Raw genomic sequence first — 25,999 nt, 5'->3', positions numbered from 1 at the left:
CGGCACCGAGATGTTTGCACCGCTGCTTCACTGTGCCTAACACTTGCCATCGGAACGTCCGAACCGACGCGAAACCCGAAAAGGAAAGATCATGCTCAGAAACGACCAACTGGAACAATGGGACCGCGAAACGTTCTTTCACCCTTCGACCCATCTGGCGCAGCATGCGCGCGGCGAAACCCCGACACGGGTCGTGACCGGTGGCGAGGGCTGCCACATCACCGACCGCGACGGCAACCGGCTGCTCGATGCCTTTGCCGGGCTTTATTGCGTCAATGTCGGCTATGGCCGTCCCGAAATCGCCGAAGCAATTGCCGAACAGGCGCGCGAACTGGCCTATTACCACGCCTATGTCGGGCATGGCACCGAAGCGTCGATCACCCTCGCCAAAATGATCCTCGACCGCGCGCCCCAAGGCATGAGCAAGGTCTATTTCGGCCTGTCCGGTTCGGACGCCAATGAAACCAACGTCAAGCTGATCTGGTACTACAACAATATCCTCGGCCGTCCGGAAAAGAAGAAGATCATCAGCCGCTGGCGCGGCTATCACGGCTCGGGGCTGATGACCGGGTCGCTGACCGGGCTGGATCTGTTTCACAGGAAATTCGACCTGCCTCTGGCACAGGTGATCCACACCGAGGCTCCGTATTACTTCCGCCGGCCCAAGGCCGAGATGACCGAAGAGGCATTCACGGCGTATCTGGTCGCGGAGCTTGAGGCGCTGATCGACCGCGAAGGCGCCGACACCATCGCCGCCTTCATCGGCGAGCCGGTCCTGGGCACCGGCGGCATCGTACCGCCGCCCGCCGGATATTGGCCGGCTGTGCGCGACGTGCTCGACAGGCATGACATCCTGCTGGTCGCGGACGAGGTCGTGACCGGGTTCGGACGGTTGGGAAGCATGTTCGGGTCCGATCACTACGGCATCCGGCCCGACCTGATCACCATCGCCAAGGGCCTGACTTCGGCATATGCGCCGCTGTCGGGTTCAATCGTCGGAGACAGGATGTGGAGCGTTCTCGAACGGGGCACCGACGAGAATGGCCCGATCGGCCACGGCTGGACCTATTCGGCGCACCCAATCGGAGCCGCCGCCGGGGTGGCCAATCTGAAGCTGCTCGATGATCTGAACCTGATTTCCAATGCCGGGGAAACCGGTGCCTACCTGAACCGGCAGATAAAAACCGCGCTGGCCGATCATCCCCATGTGGGTGAGATTCGCGGCGAGGGCATGCTCTGCGCCGTCGAACTGGTCGAAGATCGCGAGGAGCGCCGGTTTTTCGACCCGGCGCGCAAGGTGGGGCCGTCGGTCGCGGCGGCAATGGCGAAGCGCAACGTGATTGCGCGCGCGATGCCGCAAGGCGACATCATCGGCTATGCCCCGCCCTTCTGCCTGACGCGGGACGAAGCCGATACGATCGTGACCGCAAGTGTCGAGGCCCTGACCGAAGTGCTTGGTTAACGCCTCTGGAAGGCAATCATCACCAGCGCCAGCAGCGATGATCCCACCATCAGCAAAAGCGACACCGCGTTGAGCAGCGGTGTCGACCCTTCCTTGAGCCGGTCGAACATCGTGATGGTCAGGGGCGCATCCGAGCCGACGAGCATCAGCGTCGTGTTGAAGTTTTCGAAACTCATCAGAAAGGCGACAACTCCTGCCCCGATCAGCGCCGGTGCAAGATAGGGCAAGGTGATCGTGCGGATCGCGGTCAACCGGTCCGCCCCGAGGTTCAACGCCGCCTCTTCCAGCGTGCGATCGAACTTCTGCAGCCGCGCGGAGATCACCAGCGTCGCGATCGTCGTGACAAAGGAGAACTGCCCCAGCACGACCAGCACCAGCCCGGGGCGCAGGATCTCCGCGTCATACTGCATACGATCCCAAAGGCTGTTTGCGACATTCGAGGAAAACACCAGGATCGAAATGCCCAGCACGATGCCCGGAATGACCAGCGGCAAGAGCATCAGTACGTAAAGCACGCTGCGTCCCCGGAACTGGTAGCGGTTGAACAGGAAAGCGTTCGCCGTACCCACCGCGACCGACAGACCCGCCACGCAGACCCCGACCAGCGCCGATGTCCCGATGGAGCGCAGGATGCTGCGGTCGTGAAAGACCCCGATCATCGGGCGTTCGTCACCAAAGAACCAGTTCCAGGTAAAGCCCTCCCACGGCAGCGACGGGAACTGGCTGTCATTGAAGGCAAATACCGCGACCACGGCCAATGGCAGCGCGAGATAGAAAAAGAACAGCGCGACATAGGCATTGTAGAGCAGCCGCACCGCGCGGGGTCGGGGAATGGACGGTATCATCAGGACCCCATCGTCTTTTCGAGAGTCTGACCGGTCAGGCGCAGCGTCGCCCAGACGATCAGCGATGACAGGATCAGCAGCATGAAACCAAAGGCCGCGCCCAGCTCCCAGTTGAAGCGTACGATGAACTGCGAATAGATCAGTTCGGTAAACCACAGACTGTCCTTGCCGCCCAGCATCGTCGGCGTCAGGTAGTTGCCCAGCGACAGCATGAACACCACGATACTGCCCGACACGATACCCGGCATGGCATGGGGGATCACGATTTCACGCAAGACGCTGCCGCCGGACCCGCCCAGGTCATAGCCGGCCTCGATCACCGCATCGTCGAGGCTTTCGAGCGTGGTCACAAGCGGAACCACCATGAACAGCATCGAGGTATAGACCAGCCCCACCATCATCGCGACGTCGTTGTAAAGCATCTCGACCGGTCCATCCGCCAGACCGACCCATTGCAGCAGGGAAGAAAACAACCCGGTTTCCCGCAACAGGATCATCCAGCCGAACGTGCGCACCAGTTCGGAGACCCAGAACGGCACGAGGCACAGCAGGAAGAGCACAGACTGCACCCGCCCCTTGGCGATCTTGGCGATATAATAGGACACCGGAAAGGCAATGATCAGCGTCACAACCGTTGCCAGCATCGACATCATCGCGGTGCGCAAAAAGGTCCACATGTAGATGGGTTCGCCAAAGAAGCCGCGATAATTGGCAAGGCTGGTCGCGTATTCACCCACTCCGACACGCTCGCGCAGCGACAACAATGCCATGTCGATATGCGGGATGATGATGAGCAGGCTCAGCCACAGCACCAATGGCGTCAGGAGCAGGTAGAACCCCAGTTTCGTTCCCTGCGCCATCGTTCAGGACCCGGTCGCGAAACAGGCGGTTTGATCCCCCGACCAGCCGATATGCACCGGCGCGCCCTTGGTCAGGTCGGCAAATTCGCCCGATTGCGGCAGCGTCACCTCGATTTCCTGACCGCTCTCGCCGCGCACCAGAACACGGCTCGCGGCCCCGTTGAACAGAAGGCTGCTGACCTGTCCGCTCAGCCGATTGTCGAAATGGGCAAGATCGGCGGCATCCTGCGCGACCCGAACCGCCTCGGGGCGCAGGAAGATCTCGGCGGCGCTGCCGGTTGCGAGCGGCGCGCCCTGTGTCGCGCCCGCAATCAGCATTCCATCCGCCGTACGAAGCACGATGCGGTTGCCGTCGGCGCGCTCGACCGTCCCGCGCCACCGATTGCTGTCTCCGACAAACCCCGCCACGAACGCGGTTTTCGGCCGGTAATACAGGTCGCGCGCGCTGCCCACCTGTTCGAATTGCCCGGCATTCATCACCGCGATCTGATCCGACATCACGAGCGCCTCGGACTGGTCATGGGTGATATAGACAAATGTTGTGTCGAACTCGGCCTGAAGAGATTTCAATTCGATCTTCATCCGCTCGCGCAGCTTGAGATCGAGCGCGCCAAGCGGTTCATCCAGCAGCAACACATCGGGCTCCAGCACCATGCAGCGCGCGATCGCAACGCGCTGTTTCTGGCCGCCGGACAATTCGTCCGGCTTGCGGGTCTCGATCCCCGGCAAGCCGATGCGATCCAGCACCTCGCCGACCTTGCGGGCGATCTCCGATTTGCTCATCCCCTTGCGGCGCAACCCGTACCCGATGTTGTCAGCGACATTCATCATCGGGAACAGCGCGAGATGCTGGAACACCATATTGACCGGTCGCTTGTTCGGCGCGACGTTCAGCATGGACTTGCCCTTGATCCGGATATCGCCGCCGGTGGGTTCAAGGAACCCCGCGATCATCCGCATGATGGTGGTCTTGCCACAGCCGGAGGGACCGAGAATCGAAAAGAACGATCCCGGCGCAACCGAGAAGGAGACCCCCCTGACGGCGGTGGTTTCGTCAAATCGTTTGGTCAGGCCCTGGCATTCCAGATCTGGTGTCATGTTGGTTACTGCTCGCCTCAAATGACGGCGGCACCCGCAAGCCTGCGGATGCCGTCCCGGTGTTTCATCGCTCAGTTGGCGGCCTTGATCCGGTCGAGCACGCCACCTTCAATGGCTTCCAGACCGGCGGGCACCGGGGGATACCACTTGATGTTGTCGATCGCCTCGGGCGGAAAGCTGTTCTGGAACCGCGCCTTGAGCGCGTCGGACGCGAATTCATCCGCGCCCAGTGAGGCGGTGAAATTGCCGGATGCTTCGGTGATCTTTGCCGAAACCTCGGGGCGCATCACGAAGTTGATCCAGTCATAGGCCGCATCATCCGCCTTGCCCTTGGCAGGCAGCACGAATGTATCGATCCATCCCAGAGCCCCCGATGCCGGAGCCACGAAAGTCACGTCCGGATTGTCGGCGTTCAGCTTCCAGCCGCCGGTGTCCCACGCCATTGCCGCCACGACTTCGCCAGAGCGCACGAGACCCATCAGTTCGTCGCCACCGCCCCAATAGGTCTTGACGTTGGGCTTGCAATCGATCAGCGCGGTTTCGACCTGGTTCATGATGTTTTCGTAGGCAACCGGGTCGCCATAGGCCGCGAACGGATCCATTCCCATCGCAAAGGCGAACCCGATCAGCGTCGGACGCTTGAGGCGATAAGACACCTTCCCCGCAACCTCGTCACTGCACAGATCGGTGTAATCCTGGACCATCCCGGCCTTGACCGTATCGAGCACCAGCCCGCTTGTGCCCCAGACATGCGGCACGCCATAGACCTCATCGCCAACAGTCGTATTTAGTTTGGTTGCGGTCAGCATCGATTCGATGAATTGCGAAGCGTCGATTCGATTCAGGTCGATCGGCTTGTAGATACCGAACTCGGCCTGCGGACCGGCAATACGGTCCTGGCTCGGCTGGGCAAGATCAAAGCCACCGCCCCCTGTCGCACGTAGTTTGGCGATCATTTCCTCGTTGTTCGAAAGGGTCACTTCGACCGTATGGCCGGTCTCTTCCTCGAACATCTCGATCACGTCGTCCGGCGCATATCCCCCCCAGGTCAGCAGCCGCAGCGTATCCGCGGACACCCCGCTAGCCAGCCCGCCGAGCGAGACCGCAACCGCAGCGCCGATCATCCAATTGTGTGTCATCTGATTCCCCCATCCTGATTATGTGAAGCACGGCCCGACACCTGCCAGTGCCGCGAAACAGATTTGCGACAGCGACGCCGCACCCGTTTTCGTTTTTGTTCCTTTTCACAGGAAACGCGCAACTTGCAGGTACTGTCAACCGTCACTCGTGCTCTCCCGTCATGTGAACTTGCGAAAGAACCGGGTACGGTCAAACATCTCTTCCAACGCCTCCATCCGGTCACGCGTCGTATCCCAGGTTCGTTCCTGAACGTCGGCAACCACCGTTTCCAGCATCAACAGCAGCGTCACCGAGGAATCCCAGGCCGAGGGCACCACGATGCGCCCGCAGAACGAACAATCGGCGAGATCATGCACGGGTGAGCGCCATTGGTCGGTAAACAGCACGATGACCGCCCCCCGCTCGCGCGCCATCTCGGCAAGTTTCAGCGTCGAATTTTCATAGCGGCGCACATCGAAGATCACCACTACGTCATCCTTTTGCACGTCCAGCAGATAATGCGGCCACGCGTTCGAAATGGACTGGATATGGGTCACATCGGCGCGCAAAACCTGCATGTGCAGGAAAAAGTGCTCGGCAAGCGAACGGGTGATGCGCCCGCCGACCACGTAGATCGACCGGTCGGGATCGGCCAGCATGGCACAGCAGCGCTCGAACATTTCGAGGTCGATCTGGGTGAGTGTTTGGCGGATGTTGCCGATCACCGCATCGGTGAACCGGTTCAGGATATGCGCCTCGGGCGCACGTTCGGACCAGGTGTTCCGCTTGCTGATCGGATCGGAAATCCGGGCCTCCAGCTCATCCCGAAGCGCCGCCTGAAACGCCGGAAATCCCGAAAACCCCAGTTTCTGCACCATGCGCACGACGGTCGGTGTCGACACGTCGGCATTCTGCGCCACCTGCGTGATCGAACTCAGACCCGAGACCGGATAGCCCTGCAACAGGGAATCGGCCAATTGCTTTTCCGCCCGCGTCAGCGTGTCGAACGCCGCCTGCAATCGTTCCGCGATGGTTTCCGATGCCTCCGACACCCGCTGCGCCCTCCGTTTTGCTTACAATATCAACAGCCCCGCAAATCGTGAAGAAATAATTTCAGAGTTTGATTGACAGAACACCTGTCCGTGAAGAAAAGTTTTCACCAAAGGAACCAATGAACCAGATTTGAACATGCCGGGAACGGATACGGATCAGAACGAGACGGCGGTGACCGTGCAGAATCGCGACGGGCGCGGTCCCGTTCTGATCGTATGCGAACATGCCTCCAACGCGATGCCGGCGCGGTATGGCAATCTGGGTTTGCCTTCTGACCTGCTGGACAGCCACATCGCGTGGGATCCGGGTGCACTGGCCATCGCACAGTCTCTGAGCGGGGCGATGGACGGCCCTCTTGTCGCAGGTGGATTGTCGCGGCTCCTGTTCGATTGCAATCGCCCGCCCCACGCGCCGGATGCGATGCCGCAGAGAAGCGAGATACACGACATTCCCGGCAATCGGAATCTGAGCGAAAACGAGCGCGCGCACCGCATCGAGACCATTCACGATCCTTTTCGCAAAACCCTTCAACAGGTGCTCGCCGGTTTTGCGCGCCCCCCTGTCATGATCACGGTGCACAGTTTCACGCCCGTCTATCGCGGACGCACGCGCGATGTGGAAATCGGTCTGATCCATGACAGCGATGATCGGCTGACCCGCGCCATGATGTCTTGCGTCCGCAATCATACCGACCGAACGGTGCGGGTGAACGACCCCTACGGCCCGCAGGACGGCGTCACCCATACCCTGCGCGCGCATGCGTTGCCGATCAACGCGTTCAATGTGATGCTGGAAATTCGCAATGACCTGATCCGCGACCCTGCGGCACAGACGGCGATGGCGTCCCTGCTGACCGGCTGGATCGCCGCTGCCTGCGCCGAACTGGACGTGGACCTGCCGCTGGTGGAGCCGACATGATCGCCGCGCTCAGAACCTATGTCCGCGTGATCGACGCGATCAACTACCGGCTCGGCCGGATCGTGATGTATGGCATCTTCGTGATGGTTGCGATCCTGCTCTGGTCGTCAATATCCAAGACATTCAGCGTCCCCTCGCTGTGGACGCTGGAGATGGCGCAATTCGCGATGGTGGCCTATTACATGCTCGGCGGGCCGTATTCGCTCCAGCTTGGCTCGAACGTACGGATGGATCTGCTCTATGGCGAATGGAGCGAGCGCCGCAAGGCGGCGACCGACGCGATCACCGTGCTGTTCCTGATCTTCTACCTCGCCATCCTGTTGTGGGGCGGTATCGACAGCACGATCTATTCGTTCAAATACGGCGGCGAGCGCAGCCCGACGGCCTGGCGCCCCTATCTGTGGCCCATAAAAGTCATCATGATCACCGGTATTGCCCTGATGCTGCTTCAGGCGATCAGCGAACTGTTCAAGGACATCCTGCGCCTACGCGGAGAAGACATGGGGGACAAGACCTGATGTCTTACGAGCTGATCGCCGCGCTGATGTTCTCGACGATGATGCTGATGCTGCTCACCGGACAGCGTGTGTTCGGCGCGATCGGCTTTGTCGCCGTGGTGGCCGCGCTGCTGCTCTGGGGGGACCGGGGCGGCTATGACCTTGCGTTCTCGGCCGCGATGAAGCTGATGAAATGGTATCCGCTGCTGACCCTGCCGATGTTCATCTTCATGGGTTATGTCCTGAGCGAGTCGCGGATCGCGGACGATCTTTACAAGATGTTCCATGTCTGGATGGGCGGCTTGTCCGGCGGCCTCGCGGTGGGCACGATCGGATTGATGGTGCTGATCTCGGCGATGAACGGGCTGTCGGTCGCGGGCATGGCCATCGGGGCGACAATCGCCTTGCCGGAACTTCTGCGCCGCAACTATGACAAGCGCATGGTCACCGGCGTCATACAGGCGGGGTCTTCGCTCGGGATCCTTGTGCCGCCATCCGTCGTGCTGGTCTTGTACGCAATGATTGCGCGCCAGCCCGTCGGGCAGCTTTGGCTTGCCGGAGTGGTTCCCGGGGTGATGATGGCGATGCTGTTCATTCTGTATATCGTCATCCGGTGCAGGATCAATCCGGCGCTCGGGCCCGTCCTTCCGGCCGAAGAGCGCAACATTCCGATGGCCGAAAAACTGCGGCTGCTGCGGGCCGGGTTGCTGCCCTTCGCGATCTTTTTCGCAATGATGGTCCCGTTTGTGAACGGCTGGACATCGCTTGTGGAAAGTTCGGCAATCGGGGCAATGACGGCATTTGGCGCCGCCGTCCTGAAAGGCCGGATGACGCGGCAGGTGTTCGAGAACTCGGTGCGCAACACGCTGGGCATTTCCTGCATGTTCATGTGGATCATCCTCGCCGCGCTGGCCTTTGGCGCGGTGTTTGACGGGCTCGGCGCGGTCAAGGCCATCGAAAGCCTGTTCACGGAGAAACTGGGCCTGAACCCGTGGATGATCCTGATCCTGATGCAGCTCAGCTTTATCCTGATGGGCACGTTTCTGGACGACACCGCAATGCTGGTCATCGTGGCGCCGCTCTATGTGCCTCTGGTCGGCGAACTCGGGTTCGACCTGATCTGGTACGGGGTGCTTTACACGATCACCACACAGATCGCCTATATGACCCCGCCGTTTGGCTATAACCTGTTTCTGATGCGCGCGATGGCCCCACCGGAAATCACGCTGCGCGATATCTACGGATCGATCCTGCCGTTTGTACTGGTGATGGTTCTGGCGCTGACGCTGATCCTGTGTTTCCCGCAGATTGCCCTGTGGCTGCCAGATTATGTTTACGGAAAATAACCCTCCGGCGAAGAGAGGGAAAACAACGAACCACAACCCACAAGGAGAGACCCAATGACCACAAGACGCAAGTTCCTGACCACATCGGCCCTTGGCGCCGCGGCGGCTCCGCTGGCCACTCCTGCGCTGGCGCAATCCACGATCAAGTGGCGCATGCAGACCTATGCCGGCCCCGCACTCGCCGCGCATGTGATCGACCCCGCGATCGAGATGTTCAACAAGATCGCAGGCGACCGGATGCAGATCGAACTGTTCTACGCCGATCAGCTGGTGCCCACCGGCGAGCTGTTTCAGGCGATGCAGCGCGGCACCATCGATGCCGTTCAATCGGATGACGACTCGATGGCGTCACCCACCGAAGTCACGGTGTTCGGAGGCTATTTCCCCTTTGCCAGCCGCTACAGCCTGGATGTGCCGGTGCTGTTCAACCAGTATGGCCTGAACGAAATCTGGGACGCGGAATATTCCAAGGTCGGCGTCAAGCATATCAGCGCCGGATCATGGGACCCCTGCCATTTCGCAACCAAGGACCCGATCCGCAGCCTTGAAGACCTCAAGGGCAAGCGTGTCTTTACCTTCCCCACCGCCGGGCGCTTTCTTTCGCAATTCGGCGTCGTGCCGGTGACGTTGCCGTGGGAAGACATCGAGGTCGCAGTCCAGACGGGCGAACTCGACGGGATCGCCTGGTCTGGCATCACCGAGGATTACACGGTCGGCTGGGCCGATGTGACCGATTATTTCCTGACCAACAACATCTCTGGCGCGTGGGCTGGATCGTTCTTTGCCAACATGGAGCGCTGGAACGAACTGCCAGAAGATTTGCAGGCGCTGTTCCGGGTCTGCTGTGACCAGTCCCATTATTACCGGCAGTGGTGGTACTGGGGCGGCGAGGCTTCGCTGCGGGTCAATGGCGACAAGATGCAGTTGACGTCGATCCCCGATGCGGAATGGGCGACGGTCGAGGAAGCCGCTCTTGAATTCTGGGACGAGATCGCCGCCGAATCCGAAACCAAGGCCAAGGTTGTCGAGATCTTCAAGCAATATAACGCCGACATGCAAAAGGCCGGCCGCCCCTATCGCTACGGCTGAGGCCCGCTGACATCTCAACGCGTGGCGGCCCCGGTCCCGGATCGGGTCTGCCGCGTCCATACGAACCATAACAACAAGGGGCGGATCATGCCGGGATTGATGACATTTGAGGCGTTGAAATCGGCGGTGGACGACGGCCGGGTCGACACGGTACTGGCCTGCATCGTCGATATGCAGGGACGCCTGATGGGCAAACGGTTCCATGCACGGCATTTTGTCGACAGCGCGTGGGAAGAAACCCATTGCTGCAACTACCTGCTTGCCACCGATCTCGAAATGGCCACACCCGATGGCTATGCCAGCACCAGTTGGCGGACCGGCTATGGCGATTACGTCATGAAACCGGACCTTGGAACCATTCGCCCCATGCCGTGGCTGGACGGCACGGTCATGTTGCTCTGTGACGTGCTGGATCATCACGGCCACGCCGCTGTCAGCCATTCGCCGCGCGCGATCCTCAAGCACCAGATTGCACGCTGCGAAGCGATGGGACTCGCGCCGGTCATGGCGACAGAGCTCGAGTTCTTTCTGTTTCAGAAGTCCTATGCCGAGATCGCCAACGGCGGATATCGCGACCTCACCCCGATCAGCGCCTACAACGAAGATTACAACATCCTGCAAACCAGTCGCGAAGAACATGTGCTGCGCCCGCTGCGCAACCATCTTTATGCCGCTGGTATCCCGGTCGAGAACTCCAAGGGCGAAGCCGAGGCCGGGCAGGAGGAACTCAACATAAAGTATGCCGGGGCGCTGGACACGGCGGATCACCACACCATAGCCAAGCACGCAACCAAGGAAATCGCCGATCAACAGGGGCACGCCGCCAGCTTCTTGCCGAAATGGCACCCCGAGCGGGTCGGCAGCTCGGCCCATGTGCACCAATCGCTGTGGCGCGACGGCGACAACGCCTTTTGCGATCCCCAGGGCGATCACGGGATGTCCGACCTGATGCGGCACTATATGGCGGGTCTGATCAGGTATGCGCCTGATATGACCGTGTTCATGGCGCCCTACATCAACAGCTACAAGCGCTTTACCAAAGGAACCTTTGCTCCCACCAAGACCGTGTGGTCGGTCGACAACCGCACCGCCGGCTTCCGCCTGTGTGGCGCGCAGACCAAGGGCGTGCGGGTGGAATGCCGGATACCCGGCTCGGACATGAACCCCTATCTTGCCCAGGCCGCCATGCTCGCCGCCGGACTCGCCGGGATTGAGGAAAAACTTGACCTGCAAGCGCCCACCACCGGCGATGTCTATGAAGACGAACAGGCAAACGAAATCCCGCGCAACCTGCCCTCGGCCCTCGAGACGCTGCGCGGCTCCGCCATGCTGCGTTCGGCGATGGGCGACGAGGTGATCGACCATTACTGCCGGGCTGCGGAATGGGAGATCGAAGACTTCGACAAGGCCATTACCGATTACGAGATTGCCCGGGGATTCGAGCGGGCCTGACCCCGCCGGACCCGGCTCTTTCCAGGAACATCCGGAGACCAGATATGACCACTCAGGTGCAGTGCATCTCTCCCATTGACGGCGCGGTTTACGCATCGCGTGACTGTTTGTCCAAACCCGAAGCAGCCGACGCGGCAACGCGCGCCCGTGCCGCACAAAAGACATGGGCCGCCAAACCGATGTCCGAACGGATCGAGCTGGTGCTCAAGGGCGTCGCAAATGTCGGTGCGATGAATGACGAAATCGTGCCCGAACTCGCCCGGCAGATGGGCCGGCCGGTCCGGTATGGCGGCGAATTCGGCGGTTTCGAGGAACGCGCCACCCATATGGCCCGGATCGCCGAAGAGGCGCTTGCCCCGATTGCAGTCGAGGACAGTGGCGATTTCAAACGCTACATCACCCGCGAGGCACATGGTGTCGTTCTGGTGATCGCCCCGTGGAACTATCCCTACATGACCGCGATCAATACCGTTGCGCCGGCCCTGATCGCGGGAAACAGCGTCGTTCTGAAACATGCCAGCCAGACCCTTCTCGTGGGCGAACGCATGGCCGCCGCCTTCCACGCGGCGGGAATCCCCCGGGACGTGTTTCAGAACGTGTTTCTCGACCACGCTACCACTTCGGCCCTGATCGGTGCGCGTGCCTTTGACTTTGTGAACTTCACCGGATCGGTCGCCGGCGGTCGCGCCATCGAACAGGCGGCGGCGGGGACCTTCACCGGGCTGGGTCTCGAACTGGGTGGCAAGGATCCAGGCTATGTCGCGCAGGACGCCGATCTGGACGCCGCTGTCGAAACGTTGATCGACGGCGCGATGTTCAATTCCGGACAATGCTGCTGCGGGATCGAGCGCATCTATGTGCATCAATCCCTGTTCGACGCCTTTGTCGACAAGGCCGTGTCGATCGTGCGCGGATACCGTCTGGGTAATCCGCTCGACCCGGAAACCACGCTTGGCCCGATGGCGCAGGCACGGTTTGCCGACCTCGTACGCGAGCAGACCCGCGAAGCGATTGCCGCCGGGGCAAGGGCGATGATCGACCCGGCCTCGTTTCCGGATGATGGCGGGGCCTATCTGATGCCCCAGATCCTGACCAACGTGGATCATTCCATGCGCGTGATGCGCGAAGAGAGCTTTGGGCCGGTCGTCGGGATCATGCCGGTTACCGACGACGCCGAGGCCATCGCCCTGATGAACGACAGTGACTATGGGCTGACCGCCTCCATCTGGACCGCCGATACCGCGCGCGCCGAAGCCATAGGCGCCCAGATCGAAACCGGTACGGTTTTCATGAACCGCGCCGATTACCTCGACCCGGCGCTCTGCTGGACCGGTTGCAAGGACACCGGACGCGGTGGCGGATTATCGGTAATCGGCTATCATAACCTGACGCGACCCAAATCCTACCATCTGAGGAAACTGCCATGACTGCGACCGTGAACTGGTCATATCCCACCGCGATCCGATTTGGCGCGGGCCGTATCTGCGAACTGGCCGAAGCCTGCAAGGCAAGCGGGATCAAACGCCCGCTGCTGGTCACTGATCGCGGGCTTTCCAACCTGCCGATAACACAGCAGGCTCTGGATGTTCTGGACTCGGCGGGGCTGGGTCGAGAGATGTTTCATGACGTCGACCCCAATCCGAACGAGGTCAACCTCGCCGCTGGCGTTGCCGCCTATCGCGAAGGCGGTCATGACGGCGTGGTGGCCTTTGGCGGCGGCTCCGGGCTGGATCTTGGCAAGCTCGTGGCCTTCATGGCGGGTCAGCGCCGCCCGGTTTGGGATTTCGAGGATGTCGACGACTGGTGGACCCGGGCCGATGCCGATGCCATCGCACCGATCATCGCCGTCCCGACCACCGCCGGGACCGGGTCGGAAGTCGGACGCGCCTCGGTCCTGACCAACTCGGAAACCCACGAGAAAAAGATCATCTTTCACCCGAAAATCCTGCCCGGCGTGGTCATCGCCGATCCCAGGCTGACCGTCGACATGCCCCGCGCGATTACGGCGGGTACGGGGATGGATGCCTTCGCCCATTGCCTGGAGGCCTTCTGTTCGCCGCATTACCACCCGATGAGCCAGGGCATTGCGCTGGAAGGAATGCGGCTGGTGAAAGAGAACCTTCCGGCAGCCTATTCGGATGGCACCGACCTGTCGGCACGGGCCGAGATGATGAGCGCCGCGATGATGGGGGCCACCGCGTTCCAGAAAGGTCTGGGCGCAATCCATGCGCTTTCGCATCCGATCGGGGCCGTCTTCAACACCCATCACGGCACCACCAACGCGGTGGTGATGCAACCTGTCCTGCGCTTCAATCGGCCCGCCATAGAAGACCGGCTGGCCATGGCGGCAGCCTATCTGAACATCAAGGGCGGCTTTGACGGCTTTTACGACTTTGTCGGCGACCTGACCGAGCGGCTCGGCATTCCGACGACACTGACCCAACTGGGGGTCACGGATCCGGATATCGATGCGCTCGTCGTTTCGGCGCTCGCCGATCCCAGTACAGGCGGCAACCCGGTAAAGATGACAACCGAGAACACCCGCGCGCTTCTGTTGGAGTGCCTCTGACAAAAACACCCACCGCGATGACGCGATGGGTGCGGGAAATCCAGTCTGTGCCGTCACCCGTGACCGGGTGACGGCATCTGTCACGAACGCCCGATCAGGCGCCGATTTCCTCGTTGCATTTGCGGCTTTCCTCGATGGCCTTGTATGTGCCGTCGAGGTTGATGATGAATGCGCCCTCGTGCTCAGGCATCACCACCATTTCGTATTTCTTCATGATATCCGTCACGAAATCAGCGTCGCTCGATACCACGTATCCACCGGTGTAGCCGTCGGCCAGATGCTTGCTCTTCTGCTGGGCCTCACCCTCGTAAAGGTCGCCGTCGATCGCGATCAGCAGCTTTTCCTTGCCTTCGGACAGGCCGATATCCGCCTGGGTGAACACCCCGATATAGCCAAGTGTGTGCTCTGCGGTCAGCCCCATTTGCAGGACGTTGCCGGCTTCGTCGACGCGCTCGGCCAGGCAGGATTTGCGTGTCTCGTCCTTGTAGATCGTCCAGCCCTCGGTTTCGCCCCACTTTGTGAACACGCTGTCGCTCGACGGCAGAACGCCATCCGACGCCAGCGCGGCGCTGGCAGACAGGCAGAACGCGGCACAGGCGGTTGTCACAGTTCGCGAAATATTCATTTGAACCTCCATGAGATTTCTTACGTTTCCAGACGCTGACAAGCAACCGGCTCGCTTATTATGGCTCGCACCTGATCGCCTTCAACATGAATCAAAGGCAAGTCACTCGCCATTTGCGTCACTCGTGCAACATGCAGTATTGGCGACGAATTGAAAGGTGAAATGCGAAATATTTCACCTCATCATCAAGATTGTCCGCTTCACCGAAAAAATTGGCGCAAAAACGAAAAACCCCGGGGCCATGACACCACCCCGGGGCCTCCCTGTCGGCAAGATTACGCGGATCGGGTCAGCCTTTGCCCTTCCACGGCACGAGGATGCGTTCGGCCCAGCGCATCAGAATATCGATGCCAAAGCCGATGATTCCGATCAGGATTATACCCATGATGACGATATCCGTGTTCTGGAACTTGGACGCGACCATGATCATCATGCCGGCACCTTTTTCAGCGGCCACCAGTTCGGCGGCGACCACCGTGCCCCAACACACACCCATCGCGACCCGTGCACCGGTGAAGATTTCGGGCAACGAGTTGGGCACGATCACAAAGCGCATGATCTGGCTCTTGCTTGCTCCGAGCGAATAGGCCGCGTGCACCTTGGAAATCTTGACGCCAGATACCCCGGAACGCGCCGCGATCGCCATGATCCAGAGAGCCGCGAGGAACAGCAGGATGATCTTGCCTGTCTCGCCGATGCCCGCCCAGATGATGACCAGAGGGATCAAGGCAAGCGGCGGCACCGGGCGCATGAACTCGACGATCGGATCGAACCAGCCCCGGAACCAGTCCGACAGCCCCATCGCATATCCCAGAGGAATGCCAACCAGCGCCCCGAAGAAAAAGCCGACCACAACGCGGAACAGCGAATAGCCCAGATGCTCCCACAGGGTTGATCCGCGAAACCCTTCCCTGGCGATTTCAACAACCCGCGCCACGACATCCTCCGGCGCGGGCAGCCAGATCGGTTCCATCTGCCAGCCCTTGGCCGGCTCGAAATTGAGCGTGCCCTTCGGACTCATGCCGACGCGCCCATACTCGATCTCGACCTCGCCGCCCGGCGCGATGGGTGTGCCGTTGACGGCGACGACCTCGGCACCTTCATCGCGGCCGAATTCATCGTTGCGGTCGACACGGATCAAGCCGCTGCGCCAGACGCCGATGGTCGCGGAATCGTTCTTGGCCCAGCCTTCGCCGGGCTCGACCTCGGGCTCGGTCGCCTCTTCATCCACCGGATGCACCAGCACCGTCACCGTCGCGTTGTCGCGATCTCCGTCAGGCAGTTGCGCCGTGTATTCAAAGGTCGCCGTCCCCTCGAAGGGACCCGGCATGTGCAGGAATTTTGGCAGCAAGGCCGAGCCGGTGAACATCCCCCACAACAGGAACAGAGTCAGAACCGAAATGACCGATGCCGCCCGGTTCGGGGTCACGGCACTTTCGTCGCCGAATGTCACGGTCTTGAGCGATGTATAATCGCTGCGTGCGGCATGGGGGATCAGCTTGGTGAACACGAGATAGGACACCACGAAGATCGCGACATATATCAGCAGGGGGATCATGCGCTTGCCTCCGTGCGTCCCATGATTTCTTCCTCCATATCCCAGATCATGCCGAGAATTTCCTCGCGCTTGACCGCAAAGTCAGGGTGTTTTTTCACCTCGCGCAGATCCTGACCGACGCCGAGATCTGCAAAGGGAAGGCGGTATTCCTTGTGAATGCGACCCGGACGCGGTGCCATCACCAGCAACCTCTCGCCCAGCAACAGTGCCTCTTCGACCGAGTGGGTAATCAGGATGATCGTCTTGCCGGTTTCCTTCCACAGCTTCAGAACCAGCGACTGCATCTTTTCCCGAGTCAGGGCATCGAGCGCCCCCAAGGGTTCGTCCATCAGGATCACGTCGGGATCATTAGCCAGACACCGCGCCAGCGCGACCCGCTGCTGCATGCCGCCGGATAGTTCGTAAACCGCCTTTTCCTTGAAATCCTGCAAGCCGACCACGTCCAACAGATGATCGACCGTCTCATTCATGTCTTTCCTGGGCATGCCTTTCATGCGCGGGCCGAACCCGACATTCTCGCGCACGCTCATCCATTCGAACAGCGCGCCCTGCTGGAACACCATACCGCGCTCGGCGTCGGGGCCTGTCACGGTATGCCCGTTCATGACGATCTGCCCCTCGGTCGGGGCCAGAAACCCGGCGACGATGTTCAGGAGCGTCGTCTTGCCACAGCCTGACGGACCGAGCACCGACAGCAATTCGCCCTGACTCAGGTTCAGTGATACATCCTTGAGCGCCTGAACCGAACCGCCGTTCGGTAACTCAAAGCGCATGGACAGGTTTTCAATGGCAAGTCCGGTCATGGGATAGGCGTTTTCCTTCTGGCTCTGAAAACCGGTTCAACCGGCAGGAACGGCGCGGGTCCGGGCATGCGGAGCCTGTGCCGGCGAGGGCGTTGTCGCGACGCGACTGGCCAATCCGGCCCTTCGCGCATGGGCGTGGCCCGGATCAGGACGCGGTCAACACATCATGCGGGTCCTTCGGGCCCCGACGTCTGCGGTCAAAAAGGTCGCAATGGAGCCAGGCACAATTCCGCGCCCGGCTCCGGATGGCGTTCCTACGATCCGGACGCCGTTTGAAGCGGCCCGATATTGATCGCGTTCTCATAGGTGTCCTTGGCGGCATCGATACTGCCGGAAGCCACAAACACGTCCGCGACGCCCTTCATGAAGCCCTGCGCACCGCCGCCGAGCCATTTAGCGGTCAATTGTTCGTCGACCGACGGAAACTCGAACGTGGCCATGGTCTCGGCAGTGGCTTCGACATCCATGCCCGCATCCTTGGCAATCACCGGCAACATCATCTCGCGGTTTGCTTCGTCCGCCCACATCGCATTGGCATCGGCCGTAACCTTGAGGAACTTGGCAACAAGGTCCGAATTCTCCGCGACCCAGTTCGCCGGACCCGAGGTGACGTCAAACACCAGAATACCCAGTTCTTCCTTCTCCGCACCGCTCAGCAGGACATTGCCATGCTCCAGCATCCGGCGCAGCGATCCGCCCCAGCCGCAGGCCATGTCAACAGCGCCCTGCGCCAGCGCGGCCGCGCCATCCGGCGGCGCCATATCGACCACTTCGAGGCTGTCGAGCGAGACGCCGAAATGATCCATCTGCTTGAGGAACCCGTAATGCGCCGCGGTTCCCAAAGGCACGGCCACCTTCTTGCCCGCGAGTTCGCCAGCGGAGTCCTTGTCGATCTCGAGATCGGAATGAACCACGCAGTTGTCATTCTCGGAATAGCTGATTGCCACATCCAGCGCCTGAAGGTCCTGCCCGGCACTGACGGCGACGACAAAAGGCGGCACGCCCTGGCTGACGCTCAGTTGAACATCGCCAGAAGCCATCGCGGCGCTCATCGCGGTGCCGGTATCAAAGCTGACCCAGTTGACCGTCACACCCATCTCTTCGTCATAGGTGCCCATTACCTTGGCATATTCAAACGGCATGGGCCATTCGAGAAAATAGCCGACGGTAATCTCTTCGGCAGCGGCGACCTGTGCCGCGCTCAGAGCGGCAACGCCAGCCACGGCACCCATCAGTCTGGACTTCAATTTCATGCAATATCTCCCGGTTGCCTGCCATATCGGCAGATTGTCGAATTTCGGGCGGTCAGCCGCCTCTCGTTTGAGACCGTCAGCGCGCGCGGGTCGGTCTCCTGCGACCAATCGGAACCCGATTCCAGTTCTCGATCAATGCTTTTATGTGCGGCAGATCCGTGTGATGACAACGCTCAAATTCACAAGCGCCCCGAATGCGGCTCAATTTAACGTTATTATTCAGCGCGATAATCAGCATCATGGTTCCGACCGATGACTTTGGGTGCGATTTCTGGACTTAATCCGCATCGAAATCTGGACCTACGAACTGCGCGCGATTTGCGCTCATGCTGGATTGATGACGACTCTGGCATCCCAAGCCAGCCTTGTCGTGCGCTCTTCTTTGTTCCCTGAAAGGACATGCCATGGACGGTACGTTCAATGAAAATGACATTTCTCGCGTCGTCGAGGCCGACAAGGCGCATATCTGGCACCATCTGAGCCAGCACAAGCCCTATGAGACGACCGATCCAAAGATCATCGTCGAAGGCAAGGGCATGCGTGTCTGGGATCAGAACGGCAAGGAGCACCTGGATGCCGTGTCCGGCGGGGTCTGGACCGTGAATGTCGGCTACGGGCGCGAATCCATCGCCAACGCCGTGCGCGATCAACTGATCAAGCTCAACTATTTTGCCGGTTCCGCCGGTTCGATCCCAGGAGCGACCTTCGCCGAAAAGCTGATCGAAAAGATGCCGGGCATGAGCCGGGTCTACTACTGCAACTCGGGCTCTGAAGCGAACGAGAAAGCGTTCAAGATGGTGCGCCAGATCGCGCACAAGAAATACGGCGGCAAGAAGCACAAGATCCTGTACCGTGAACGCGACTATCACGGCACCACCATCAGCTGCCTGTCCGCCGGCGGCCAGGACGAACGCAACGCACAATACGGGCCATTCACTCCCGGCTTTGTGCGGGTGCCCCATTGCCTCGAATACCGCGCCTTCGAGCAAGACGGCGCCCCCACGGAAAACTACGGCCTCTGGGCCGCAGACCAGATCGAGGCCGCAGTGCTGCGCGAAGGTCCGGACACGGTTGCGTCCCTGTGCCTTGAACCGGTCACTGCCGGCGGTGGCGTCATCGCCCCGCCAAGCGGCTATTGGGAGCGGGTGCAGGAAATCTGCGCGAAATACGACATCCTGCTGCATATAGACGAGGTCGTCTGTGGCGTCGGCCGCACCGGCACATGGTTCGGTTATCAGCATTTCGGCGTCAAACCCGACATGGTGACGATGGCCAAGGGCGTTGCCTCCGGCTATGCCGCGATCGCATGCCTCGTGACCAACGAGGGAATGTTCGACAAGTTCAAGACCAACGCCGATGATCCGCTCGATTATTTCCGCGACATCTCGACCTTTGGCGGATGCACGGCCGGGCCCGCAGCGGCGATGGAAAACCTGCGCATCATCGAAGACGAGGACCTGCTCGACAACACCACCCGCATGGGCGAGCACATGATGGGGAACCTGAACGCGCTGATGGAAAAACACGCCGTGATCGGCGACGTGCGCGGAAAAGGGCTGTTCCTCGGGGCCGAGCTGGTACAGGATCGCGAAAGCCGGGCACCGATGGCCGAGAAAAAGGTTCAGGCTGTGGTGGCCGACTGCATGGCGCAGGGCGTCATCATCGGCATGACCAACCGCTCTGTTCCGGGCTACAACAACACGCTTTGCTTCTCGCCCGCCCTGATCGCCGGGACCGACGATATCGACCAGATCACCGACGCGGTCGATGGCGCACTGGGCCGGGTCTTCGGCTGATAGAAAACGGACTGGCGCGGGTGCTTTCCCGCGCCATATCCCCATAAGTCCAGATTGCAAGCGCGCTAGGTCCAGTCTATCCTGCGTCATGGCAATCTCGGTCGACACCTTCTTCTTGAACCCCGATGCACAGGGCACGTTGCAGGCCCAGATTCAGCAGGTTGTCGCAGAGGGCATCCTGTCGGGCCGGTTTCATCGTGGCGAAAAGTTACCGTCTTCGCGCAAGCTGGCCGGGCATCTGGGCGTCAGCCGGATTACCGTGACGCTCGCCTATACAGAACTGCTGGCCAACGATTACCTGACATCGCGCGGACGATCCGGGTATTTCGTGTCGGACAACGCGCCGGTGCCGCCGGTCTATGCCCCGTCGCACAGCACACAGGATCGCGTCGACTGGGAGCACGCGCTCTGCCGCAGGTTTACCGGCGGGGACACGCCGCAAAAGCCGGCCGACTGGCACAGCTATCGCTACCCTTTCATCTATGGCCAGGCCGATCCGACGCTGTTTGATCACGCCAATTGGCGGCTCTGCGCGCTGCGCGCATTGGGGCAAAAGGATTTCACGTCGCTGACCGGTGATTATTTCGATCGGGACGATCCGTTGCTGGTGGAATTCATCGCGCGCCACACCCTGCCCCGTCGCGGTATCGCGGCGCGACCGGAACAGATCCTGATCACGATGGGGGCGCAGAACGCGCTCTGGCTGACCGCGCAGGTCCTGCTTGACCCGACCCGCAAAGCGGCGGTCGAGGATCCGTGCTATCACGCCCTGCGCGACATCCTGCGACAATCGCGATGCGCGATGGTTCCGTTGCGGGTCGATGCAGACGGGCTGCCCCCGGATGAGTTGCCCGACGATACCGACGTGATCTTTACCACCCCCAGTCACCAGTCGCCGACCACCGCGACCATGCCGCTGGCGCGGCGGCGCGCGCTGCTCGACCGCGCTCGTGATCTGGATGCGCTGATTGTCGAGGATGATTACGAATTCGAACTCGCTTTTCTCGCCGCGCCCTCCCCGGCGCTCAAGTCGCTCGATCGCGACGGACGGGTGATCTACGTGGGCAGTTTTTCGAAATCGCTCTGCCCCGGGCTTCGGCTCGGCTATATCGTTGGCTCCGAGCCCTTCATCGAGCAGGCCCGCGCGTTGCGCGCCAGCGTCTTGCGTCACCCGCCGGGCCATTTGCAGCGCACCGCCGCCTATTTTCTCAGCCTTGGTCACTTCGACGCCCAGATTCGCCGCATGTCCAAGGCTTTGCACGACCGCAGGCAGGTCATCGAGCAAGCCGTGAGCGATCATGGCCTCACCATCGCAGGGCGTGGCGTCTATGGCGGTTCGTCCCTGTGGATGCGCGCCCGCTCCGGCACCGACATGACCGCGGTCGCGCAGGAGCTCGCCCGCAACGGCGTGGTGATCGAGCCGGGCGCCCCGTTCTTTGCCGGATCGGAACAACCGCGCAACTACTACCGGCTGGGCTATTCCTCGATCCCGGCATCCCGGATCCCGCCGGGTATCGAACTGATCGCGCGTTGTCTGGCCGCATGACGACCGCTGGATATAAACCGAGCTTCAATCTGGACCTAACCGCCGTTCTGCACGGTCCTTAAAACCGCAACCAAGCTGGCACCCGATGCCGTATCCTGTTTTTTTCGGAGAATCGCCCAAATGAAAATGACCACCGAGGAATGTTTCGTCAAAACGCTGCAAAAGCACGGCATCGAGCATGCGTTCGGCATCATCGGTTCGGCCATGATGCCGATTTCCGACCTCTTCCCAAAGGCCGGCATCACGTTCTGGGACTGCGCCCACGAAGGCAGTGCCGGCATGATGGCCGATGGCTACACCCGCGCCACCGGCAAGATGAGCATGATGATCGCCCAGAACGGCCCCGGCATCACCAATTTCGTTACCGCCGTGAAAACCGCCTACTGGAACCACACACCGCTGTTGCTGGTGACGCCGCAGGCGGCCAACAAGACCATCGGTCAGGGCGGGTTCCAGGAAGTCGAACAGATGAAGCTGTTCGAGGACATGGTCGCCTATCAGGAAGAGGTGCGCGACCCCTCGCGCGTGGCCGAGGTCCTGACCCGCGTGATCGCCCAGGCCAAGCGTCTGTCGGCCCCGGCACAGTTGAATATCCCGCGCGATATGTGGACACAGGTTATCGATGTCGAAATCCCCGAACCGATCGAGTTCGAACGCTCGCCCGGTGGAGAAAACTCGGTCGCAGAGGCTGCCCGGCTGCTGAGCGAGGCAAAGAACCCGGTCATCCTGAACGGCGCGGGCGTGGTGCTGGCCAAGGGCGGGATCGAGGCATCGCGCCTGCTTGCCGAACGTCTGGATGCACCGGTCTGTGTCGGCTATCAGCACAATGACGCCTTTCCCGGCAATCACCCGCTGTTCGCGGGGCCGCTGGGGTATAATGGGTCCAAGGCGGGTATGGAACTGATCCGCGATGCGGATGTGGTGTTGTGCCTTGGAACACGGCTGAACCCGTTCTCGACCTTGCCCGGCTACGGCATGGAATACTGGCCCGCCGACGCAAAGATCATCCAGGTCGACATCAACCCCGACCGTATCGGCCTGACCAAGAAAATCAGCGTCGGAATCGTCGGCGATGCCGCCAAGGTCGCCAGCGGGTTGCTTGCGCAGCTTTCCGATGACGCGGGCGATGCCGGGCGCGCCGAACGCAAGGCGCGGATCGCGGAAACCAAGTCCCGCTGGGCACAGCAATTGTCGTCGATGGATCACGAGGATGACGATCCCGGCACCACCTGGAACGAGCGCGCCCGCGCCGACAAGCCCGATTGGATGAGCCCCCGCATGGCATGGCGCGCGATCCAGTCGGCCCTGCCCAAGGACGCGATCATCAGCTCCGACATCGGCAACAACTGCGCCATAGGCAACGCCTATCCGAGCTTTGAAGAGGGCCGGAAATATCTGGCGCCGGGCCTGTTCGGCCCATGCGGATATGGCCTGCCGGCGGTGATCGGCGCCAAGATCGGATGCCCGGACGTGCCGGTGGTCGGCTTTTCCGGCGATGGTGCCTTTGGCATCGCGGTCAATGAATTGACCGCGATTGGCCGCAAGGAATGGCCCGCCGTGACCCAGGTGGTGTTCCGCAACTACCAATGGGGCGCGGAAAAACGCAATTCGACCCTGTGGTTCGACGACAACTTTGTCGGCACCGAACTCGACACCGAGGTGTCTTATGCTGGCATCGCCAATTCCTGCGGCCTCAAGGGCGTCGTCGCGCGCACCATGGAGGAACTGACAGAGGCGCTGAACCAGGCGATGGTCGATCAGAAGGCGGGCATCACGACCCTGATCGAAGCGATGATCAACCAGGAACTGGGCGAGCCGTTCCGCCGCGACGCGATGAAAAAACCGGTCGAGGTTGCCGGGATCAGCGCGCAGGACATGCGGCCACAAACCGTATGATCGCAGCCCAGGCCCTTTGCGCGGCGCCGCATTTCCCCTCGGAGATCCGGCGTTCGGTGCTGGCGTGAGGCAAATGCCAGCCTGCGCTGGCGCGCCTTATGCCAGGGCCAGCGTCACCGTCGTGGCGGCGATGATGTCCGCCACCGTGGCGCCCCGGCTCAGGTCGCAGACCGGTTTGCGGAACCCTTGCAGGACCGGCCCGATCGCCTGCGCCCCGGCGAGCTCTTGCGCCAGCTTGTACGCGATATTGCCGGCATCGAGATCGGGAAAGACCAGCACGTTGGCATCGCCCTGCCCCACGCCCTTGAGCGCGGCCACCGCCGGGTTCAGCGCCGCGTCGCCCTGCACAGGCCCGGCGAACCCTGTTGCCTCTGCCGCCGCGCGCACCTTGGCCACGCTCTCTCCTGCGCCGGATGTACCAGTGGAAAAGGACAACAACGCCACCCGCGCCTGCCCCAGCAACGCCCGTCCGGTGGTTTCCGACGCCCGCGCGATTTCGGCCAATGCGTCCGCATCCGGCGCAACGTTCAGGGCGCAATCGGCAAAGATCAGATCGCGCCCGTCCGGAAAGCGCATCAGGAAGAACGACGAGGGCAGCTTCACCCCGTCGGCCAGCCCGATAGCGATGCTTGCCGCTTCGATCACCTTTTTCGACGGGCTGACCGCCCCCGCCACCATCGCGTCCGCCTGCCCGGCGGCAACCATCGCCGCCGCACGGTACAACGGGCGTGACAACATGCGCCGGGCCACGGCCTCTTTTACGCCGCGCGCCTTTACCAGTGCGGCAACGAGTGCGTCATCGGAGTCGGCAAGCGGGATCGGCGTGCAGAGCCCCTCGGCCTGCATCTGCGCCACCGCCTCGGCGATGCGCGAGTCGTTCAGTTCAGGAAAGACCACCCGCGCGCGGTCTTTTCTTGCCCGATCCATGGCGCGTTCCAATGCCGACATTCCAATCCCCGTTTTGCTACGAAGGAGACAGCGATGACCGAAAACGTCAAGATCAACCGTGGCCTCAAAGGCGTCTATTTCGAACGGTCCGCCGTCAGCGACATCGATGGCGCGGCAGGTGAGTTGACCTATCGCGGTTACTCGATCCACGATCTCGCCACGCAATCGAACTTTGAAGAGGTCTGTTATCTGCTGATCCACGGCGAGTTGCCAACGGCCTCCGAGCTTGCCGATTTCGATGCGAAACTGAAAGCCGCGCGCAGCTTGCCACCGCAGATCTTCGAGATCATTTCCGCCTGCCGGCAGGGCCATCCGATGGATGTGTTGCGCACGGCGGTATCGGCGCTCGCGGCTCTTGAACCAGACAGCCAGCAGGTGGGCGAAGACGCGTTTGTCGCCAACGGCATAAGGCTGACCAGCCAGGTGCCGATGATCATCGCCGCCCACGAGGCGATCCGCAGCGGGCGCGATCCGGTTGCGCCGGACGCCACCCTGGGTCATGCGGCCAACTGGTTGTGGATGCTGAAGGGCGAGAAACCCAGCGACGAGGCGGCGCGGCTGGCGGATGTCGATTTCATCCTTCATGCCGAACACGGCAGCAACGCGAGCAGCTTTGCCGCCCGCGTCACGATCGGTACCGAAACCAACCTGCATGGCGGCATCGTGACGGCGCTGTCGACACTGGCCGGGCCGGCGCATGGCGGGGCCGCAGAGGACGTCATGAAGATGGTGCACGAGATCGGCAAGCCCGAGAACGCTGCCGCCTATGTCAAGGCCAAGCGCGGCGCGCGCGAGGCGGTCACCGGGTTCGGCCATCGGGTCTATCGCAAGGAAGACCCGCGTGCGCGGCATATGCGCGAAGGGGTGCGCAAACTCGGCGAGGAAATGGGCGCACCGGAATGGTATGAGATCCTTCAGGCCGTGGTCGAGGCAATGAAACCCTATGCCCGTCACGGGTTGAATGTGAATGTCGATTTCTATTCCGGCGTGATCTATCAGCTGCACGGAATCGCGATGGACCTTTACGTGCCGATCTTTGCCATCGGTCGCATGCCCGGCTGGGTCATCCAGTGCATCGAACAGCAACGCGGCAATATCCTGATCCGGCCTCTGACGCTCTATAACGGACCCGAGCCCCGCGATTTCGTACCGATGAACGCGCGCGGGTGACCCCGACACTGTTCCGCAATCAGGTCACTATCAGGAACTTCGTCTTGATATACCTTCGCAATACGGAACATCTTTACCGGAACGACGCCGCTCCCT

At 61.3% G+C, this 25,999-nt stretch carries 22 protein-coding genes; 12 read left to right on the top strand and 10 right to left on the bottom strand.

The window, feature by feature from the left end:
* Window positions 1–91 precede the first annotated feature (91 nt).
* Window positions 92–1,462, top strand: a complete 1,371-nt coding sequence (locus AB9K34_RS21250) for an aspartate aminotransferase family protein (protein ID WP_369956577.1) — start codon at window positions 92–94, stop codon at window positions 1,460–1,462.
* Here the strand turns inward: AB9K34_RS21250 and AB9K34_RS21245 are convergent.
* From AB9K34_RS21245 to AB9K34_RS21225, 5 genes are all read right to left on the bottom strand, one after another.
* On the bottom strand, window positions 1,459–2,307 hold the full coding sequence (locus AB9K34_RS21245) for an ABC transporter permease (protein ID WP_369956575.1): 849 nt from the start codon (window positions 2,305–2,307) through the stop codon (window positions 1,459–1,461). The genes AB9K34_RS21250 and AB9K34_RS21245 overlap by 4 nt on opposite strands.
* On the bottom strand, window positions 2,307–3,167 hold the full coding sequence (locus AB9K34_RS21240; RefSeq protein ID WP_369956574.1) for an ABC transporter permease: 861 nt from the start codon (window positions 3,165–3,167) through the stop codon (window positions 2,307–2,309). Before AB9K34_RS21240 ends, AB9K34_RS21245 begins: the two co-directional genes overlap by 1 nt.
* A gap of 3 nt (window positions 3,168–3,170) precedes the next feature.
* Window positions 3,171–4,265: an ABC transporter ATP-binding protein gene (locus AB9K34_RS21235; RefSeq protein ID WP_369956573.1), complete on the bottom strand. Its 1,095-nt coding sequence runs from the start codon at window positions 4,263–4,265 to the stop codon at window positions 3,171–3,173.
* A 71-nt stretch (window positions 4,266–4,336) separates the two neighbouring features.
* Window positions 4,337–5,389 (bottom strand): extracellular solute-binding protein, encoded by a 1,053-nt coding sequence (locus AB9K34_RS21230; RefSeq protein WP_369956588.1) that lies wholly within the window; start codon window positions 5,387–5,389, stop codon window positions 4,337–4,339.
* 174 nt (window positions 5,390–5,563) lie between these two features.
* The gene (locus tag AB9K34_RS21225) at window positions 5,564–6,436 is read right to left on the bottom strand and encodes a MurR/RpiR family transcriptional regulator (RefSeq protein WP_369956572.1); all 873 of its coding nucleotides are present in this window, start codon (window positions 6,434–6,436) and stop codon (window positions 5,564–5,566) included.
* A gap of 136 nt (window positions 6,437–6,572) precedes the next feature.
* Between AB9K34_RS21225 and AB9K34_RS21220 the strand changes: the two genes are divergently transcribed.
* The 7 genes from AB9K34_RS21220 (at window position 6,573) to AB9K34_RS21190 (ending at window position 14,308) form a co-directional block, all read left to right on the top strand.
* Window positions 6,573–7,355, top strand: a complete 783-nt coding sequence (locus tag AB9K34_RS21220) for an N-formylglutamate amidohydrolase (RefSeq protein WP_369956571.1) — start codon at window positions 6,573–6,575, stop codon at window positions 7,353–7,355.
* The gene (locus AB9K34_RS21215) at window positions 7,352–7,873 is read left to right on the top strand and encodes a TRAP transporter small permease subunit (protein ID WP_369956569.1); all 522 of its coding nucleotides are present in this window, start codon (window positions 7,352–7,354) and stop codon (window positions 7,871–7,873) included. The genes AB9K34_RS21220 and AB9K34_RS21215 overlap by 4 nt, the downstream gene beginning before the upstream one ends.
* On the top strand, window positions 7,873–9,198 hold the full coding sequence (locus AB9K34_RS21210) for a TRAP transporter large permease subunit (protein WP_369956568.1): 1,326 nt from the start codon (window positions 7,873–7,875) through the stop codon (window positions 9,196–9,198). The genes AB9K34_RS21215 and AB9K34_RS21210 overlap by 1 nt, the downstream gene beginning before the upstream one ends.
* A gap of 54 nt (window positions 9,199–9,252) precedes the next feature.
* Complete coding sequence (locus AB9K34_RS21205) at window positions 9,253–10,287, top strand: TRAP transporter substrate-binding protein (RefSeq protein WP_369956567.1); 1,035 nt, start codon at window positions 9,253–9,255, stop codon at window positions 10,285–10,287.
* A gap of 87 nt (window positions 10,288–10,374) precedes the next feature.
* Window positions 10,375–11,739, top strand: a complete 1,365-nt coding sequence (locus AB9K34_RS21200) for a glutamine synthetase family protein (RefSeq protein ID WP_369956566.1) — start codon at window positions 10,375–10,377, stop codon at window positions 11,737–11,739.
* Between the two features lie 44 nt (window positions 11,740–11,783).
* Window positions 11,784–13,166, top strand: coding sequence for an aldehyde dehydrogenase family protein (locus tag AB9K34_RS21195; protein ID WP_369956565.1), 1,383 nt, complete (start codon window positions 11,784–11,786; stop codon window positions 13,164–13,166).
* Window positions 13,163–14,308, top strand: coding sequence for an iron-containing alcohol dehydrogenase (locus AB9K34_RS21190; RefSeq protein ID WP_369956564.1), 1,146 nt, complete (start codon window positions 13,163–13,165; stop codon window positions 14,306–14,308). The genes AB9K34_RS21195 and AB9K34_RS21190 overlap by 4 nt, the downstream gene beginning before the upstream one ends.
* A 94-nt stretch (window positions 14,309–14,402) precedes the next feature.
* Here AB9K34_RS21190 and AB9K34_RS21185 read toward each other — a convergent pair whose 3' ends face one another.
* The 4 genes from AB9K34_RS21185 to AB9K34_RS21170 all read right to left on the bottom strand — a co-directional run bounded on the left by AB9K34_RS21185 (window position 14,403) and on the right by AB9K34_RS21170 (window position 18,547).
* Window positions 14,403–14,933 carry a hypothetical protein gene (locus AB9K34_RS21185; protein ID WP_369956563.1) on the bottom strand — a complete coding sequence of 177 codons (531 nt, stop codon included), beginning with the start codon at window positions 14,931–14,933 and terminating at the stop codon, window positions 14,403–14,405.
* A 289-nt stretch (window positions 14,934–15,222) separates the two neighbouring features.
* A complete protein-coding gene (locus AB9K34_RS21180) occupies window positions 15,223–16,491 on the bottom strand; it encodes an ABC transporter permease (protein ID WP_369956562.1) in 1,269 nt (422 codons plus the stop codon).
* The gene (locus AB9K34_RS21175) at window positions 16,488–17,294 is read right to left on the bottom strand and encodes a taurine ABC transporter ATP-binding protein (RefSeq protein ID WP_369956561.1); all 807 of its coding nucleotides are present in this window, start codon (window positions 17,292–17,294) and stop codon (window positions 16,488–16,490) included. The genes AB9K34_RS21180 and AB9K34_RS21175 overlap by 4 nt, the downstream gene beginning before the upstream one ends.
* A gap of 254 nt (window positions 17,295–17,548) precedes the next feature.
* Window positions 17,549–18,547, bottom strand: a complete 999-nt coding sequence (locus AB9K34_RS21170; protein WP_369956560.1) for an ABC transporter substrate-binding protein — start codon at window positions 18,545–18,547, stop codon at window positions 17,549–17,551.
* A gap of 404 nt (window positions 18,548–18,951) precedes the next feature.
* Between AB9K34_RS21170 and AB9K34_RS21165 the strand changes: the two genes are divergently transcribed.
* The 3 genes from AB9K34_RS21165 (at window position 18,952) to xsc (ending at window position 23,785) form a co-directional block, all read left to right on the top strand.
* Window positions 18,952–20,343, top strand: a complete 1,392-nt coding sequence (locus AB9K34_RS21165) for an aspartate aminotransferase family protein (RefSeq protein WP_369956559.1) — start codon at window positions 18,952–18,954, stop codon at window positions 20,341–20,343.
* Between the two features lie 88 nt (window positions 20,344–20,431).
* Entirely contained in the window at window positions 20,432–21,889 is a 1,458-nt protein-coding gene (locus tag AB9K34_RS21160) for a PLP-dependent aminotransferase family protein (RefSeq protein WP_369956558.1), read from the top strand.
* 120 nt (window positions 21,890–22,009) lie between these two features.
* A complete protein-coding gene (xsc, locus tag AB9K34_RS21155; protein ID WP_369956556.1) occupies window positions 22,010–23,785 on the top strand; it encodes a sulfoacetaldehyde acetyltransferase in 1,776 nt (591 codons plus the stop codon).
* Between the two features lie 96 nt (window positions 23,786–23,881).
* Here xsc and AB9K34_RS21150 read toward each other — a convergent pair whose 3' ends face one another.
* Window positions 23,882–24,733 carry a phosphate acyltransferase gene (locus tag AB9K34_RS21150; RefSeq protein ID WP_369956555.1) on the bottom strand — a complete coding sequence of 284 codons (852 nt, stop codon included), beginning with the start codon at window positions 24,731–24,733 and terminating at the stop codon, window positions 23,882–23,884.
* A 33-nt stretch (window positions 24,734–24,766) separates the two neighbouring features.
* Here AB9K34_RS21150 and AB9K34_RS21145 point away from each other — a divergent pair, with 33 nt between their 5' ends.
* Window positions 24,767–25,903 carry a citrate/2-methylcitrate synthase gene (locus AB9K34_RS21145; RefSeq protein ID WP_369956554.1) on the top strand — a complete coding sequence of 379 codons (1,137 nt, stop codon included), beginning with the start codon at window positions 24,767–24,769 and terminating at the stop codon, window positions 25,901–25,903.
* Window positions 25,904–25,999: the final 96 nt, after the last annotated feature.

Origin of the sequence: Sedimentitalea sp. XS_ASV28, from assembly GCF_041224545.1 — a bacterium.
Classification (GTDB): Bacteria; Pseudomonadota; Alphaproteobacteria; order Rhodobacterales; family Rhodobacteraceae; genus Sedimentitalea.
The sequence above is the reverse complement of the archived record's forward strand: the minus strand, read 5'-3'. Positions and strand labels throughout refer to the sequence as shown.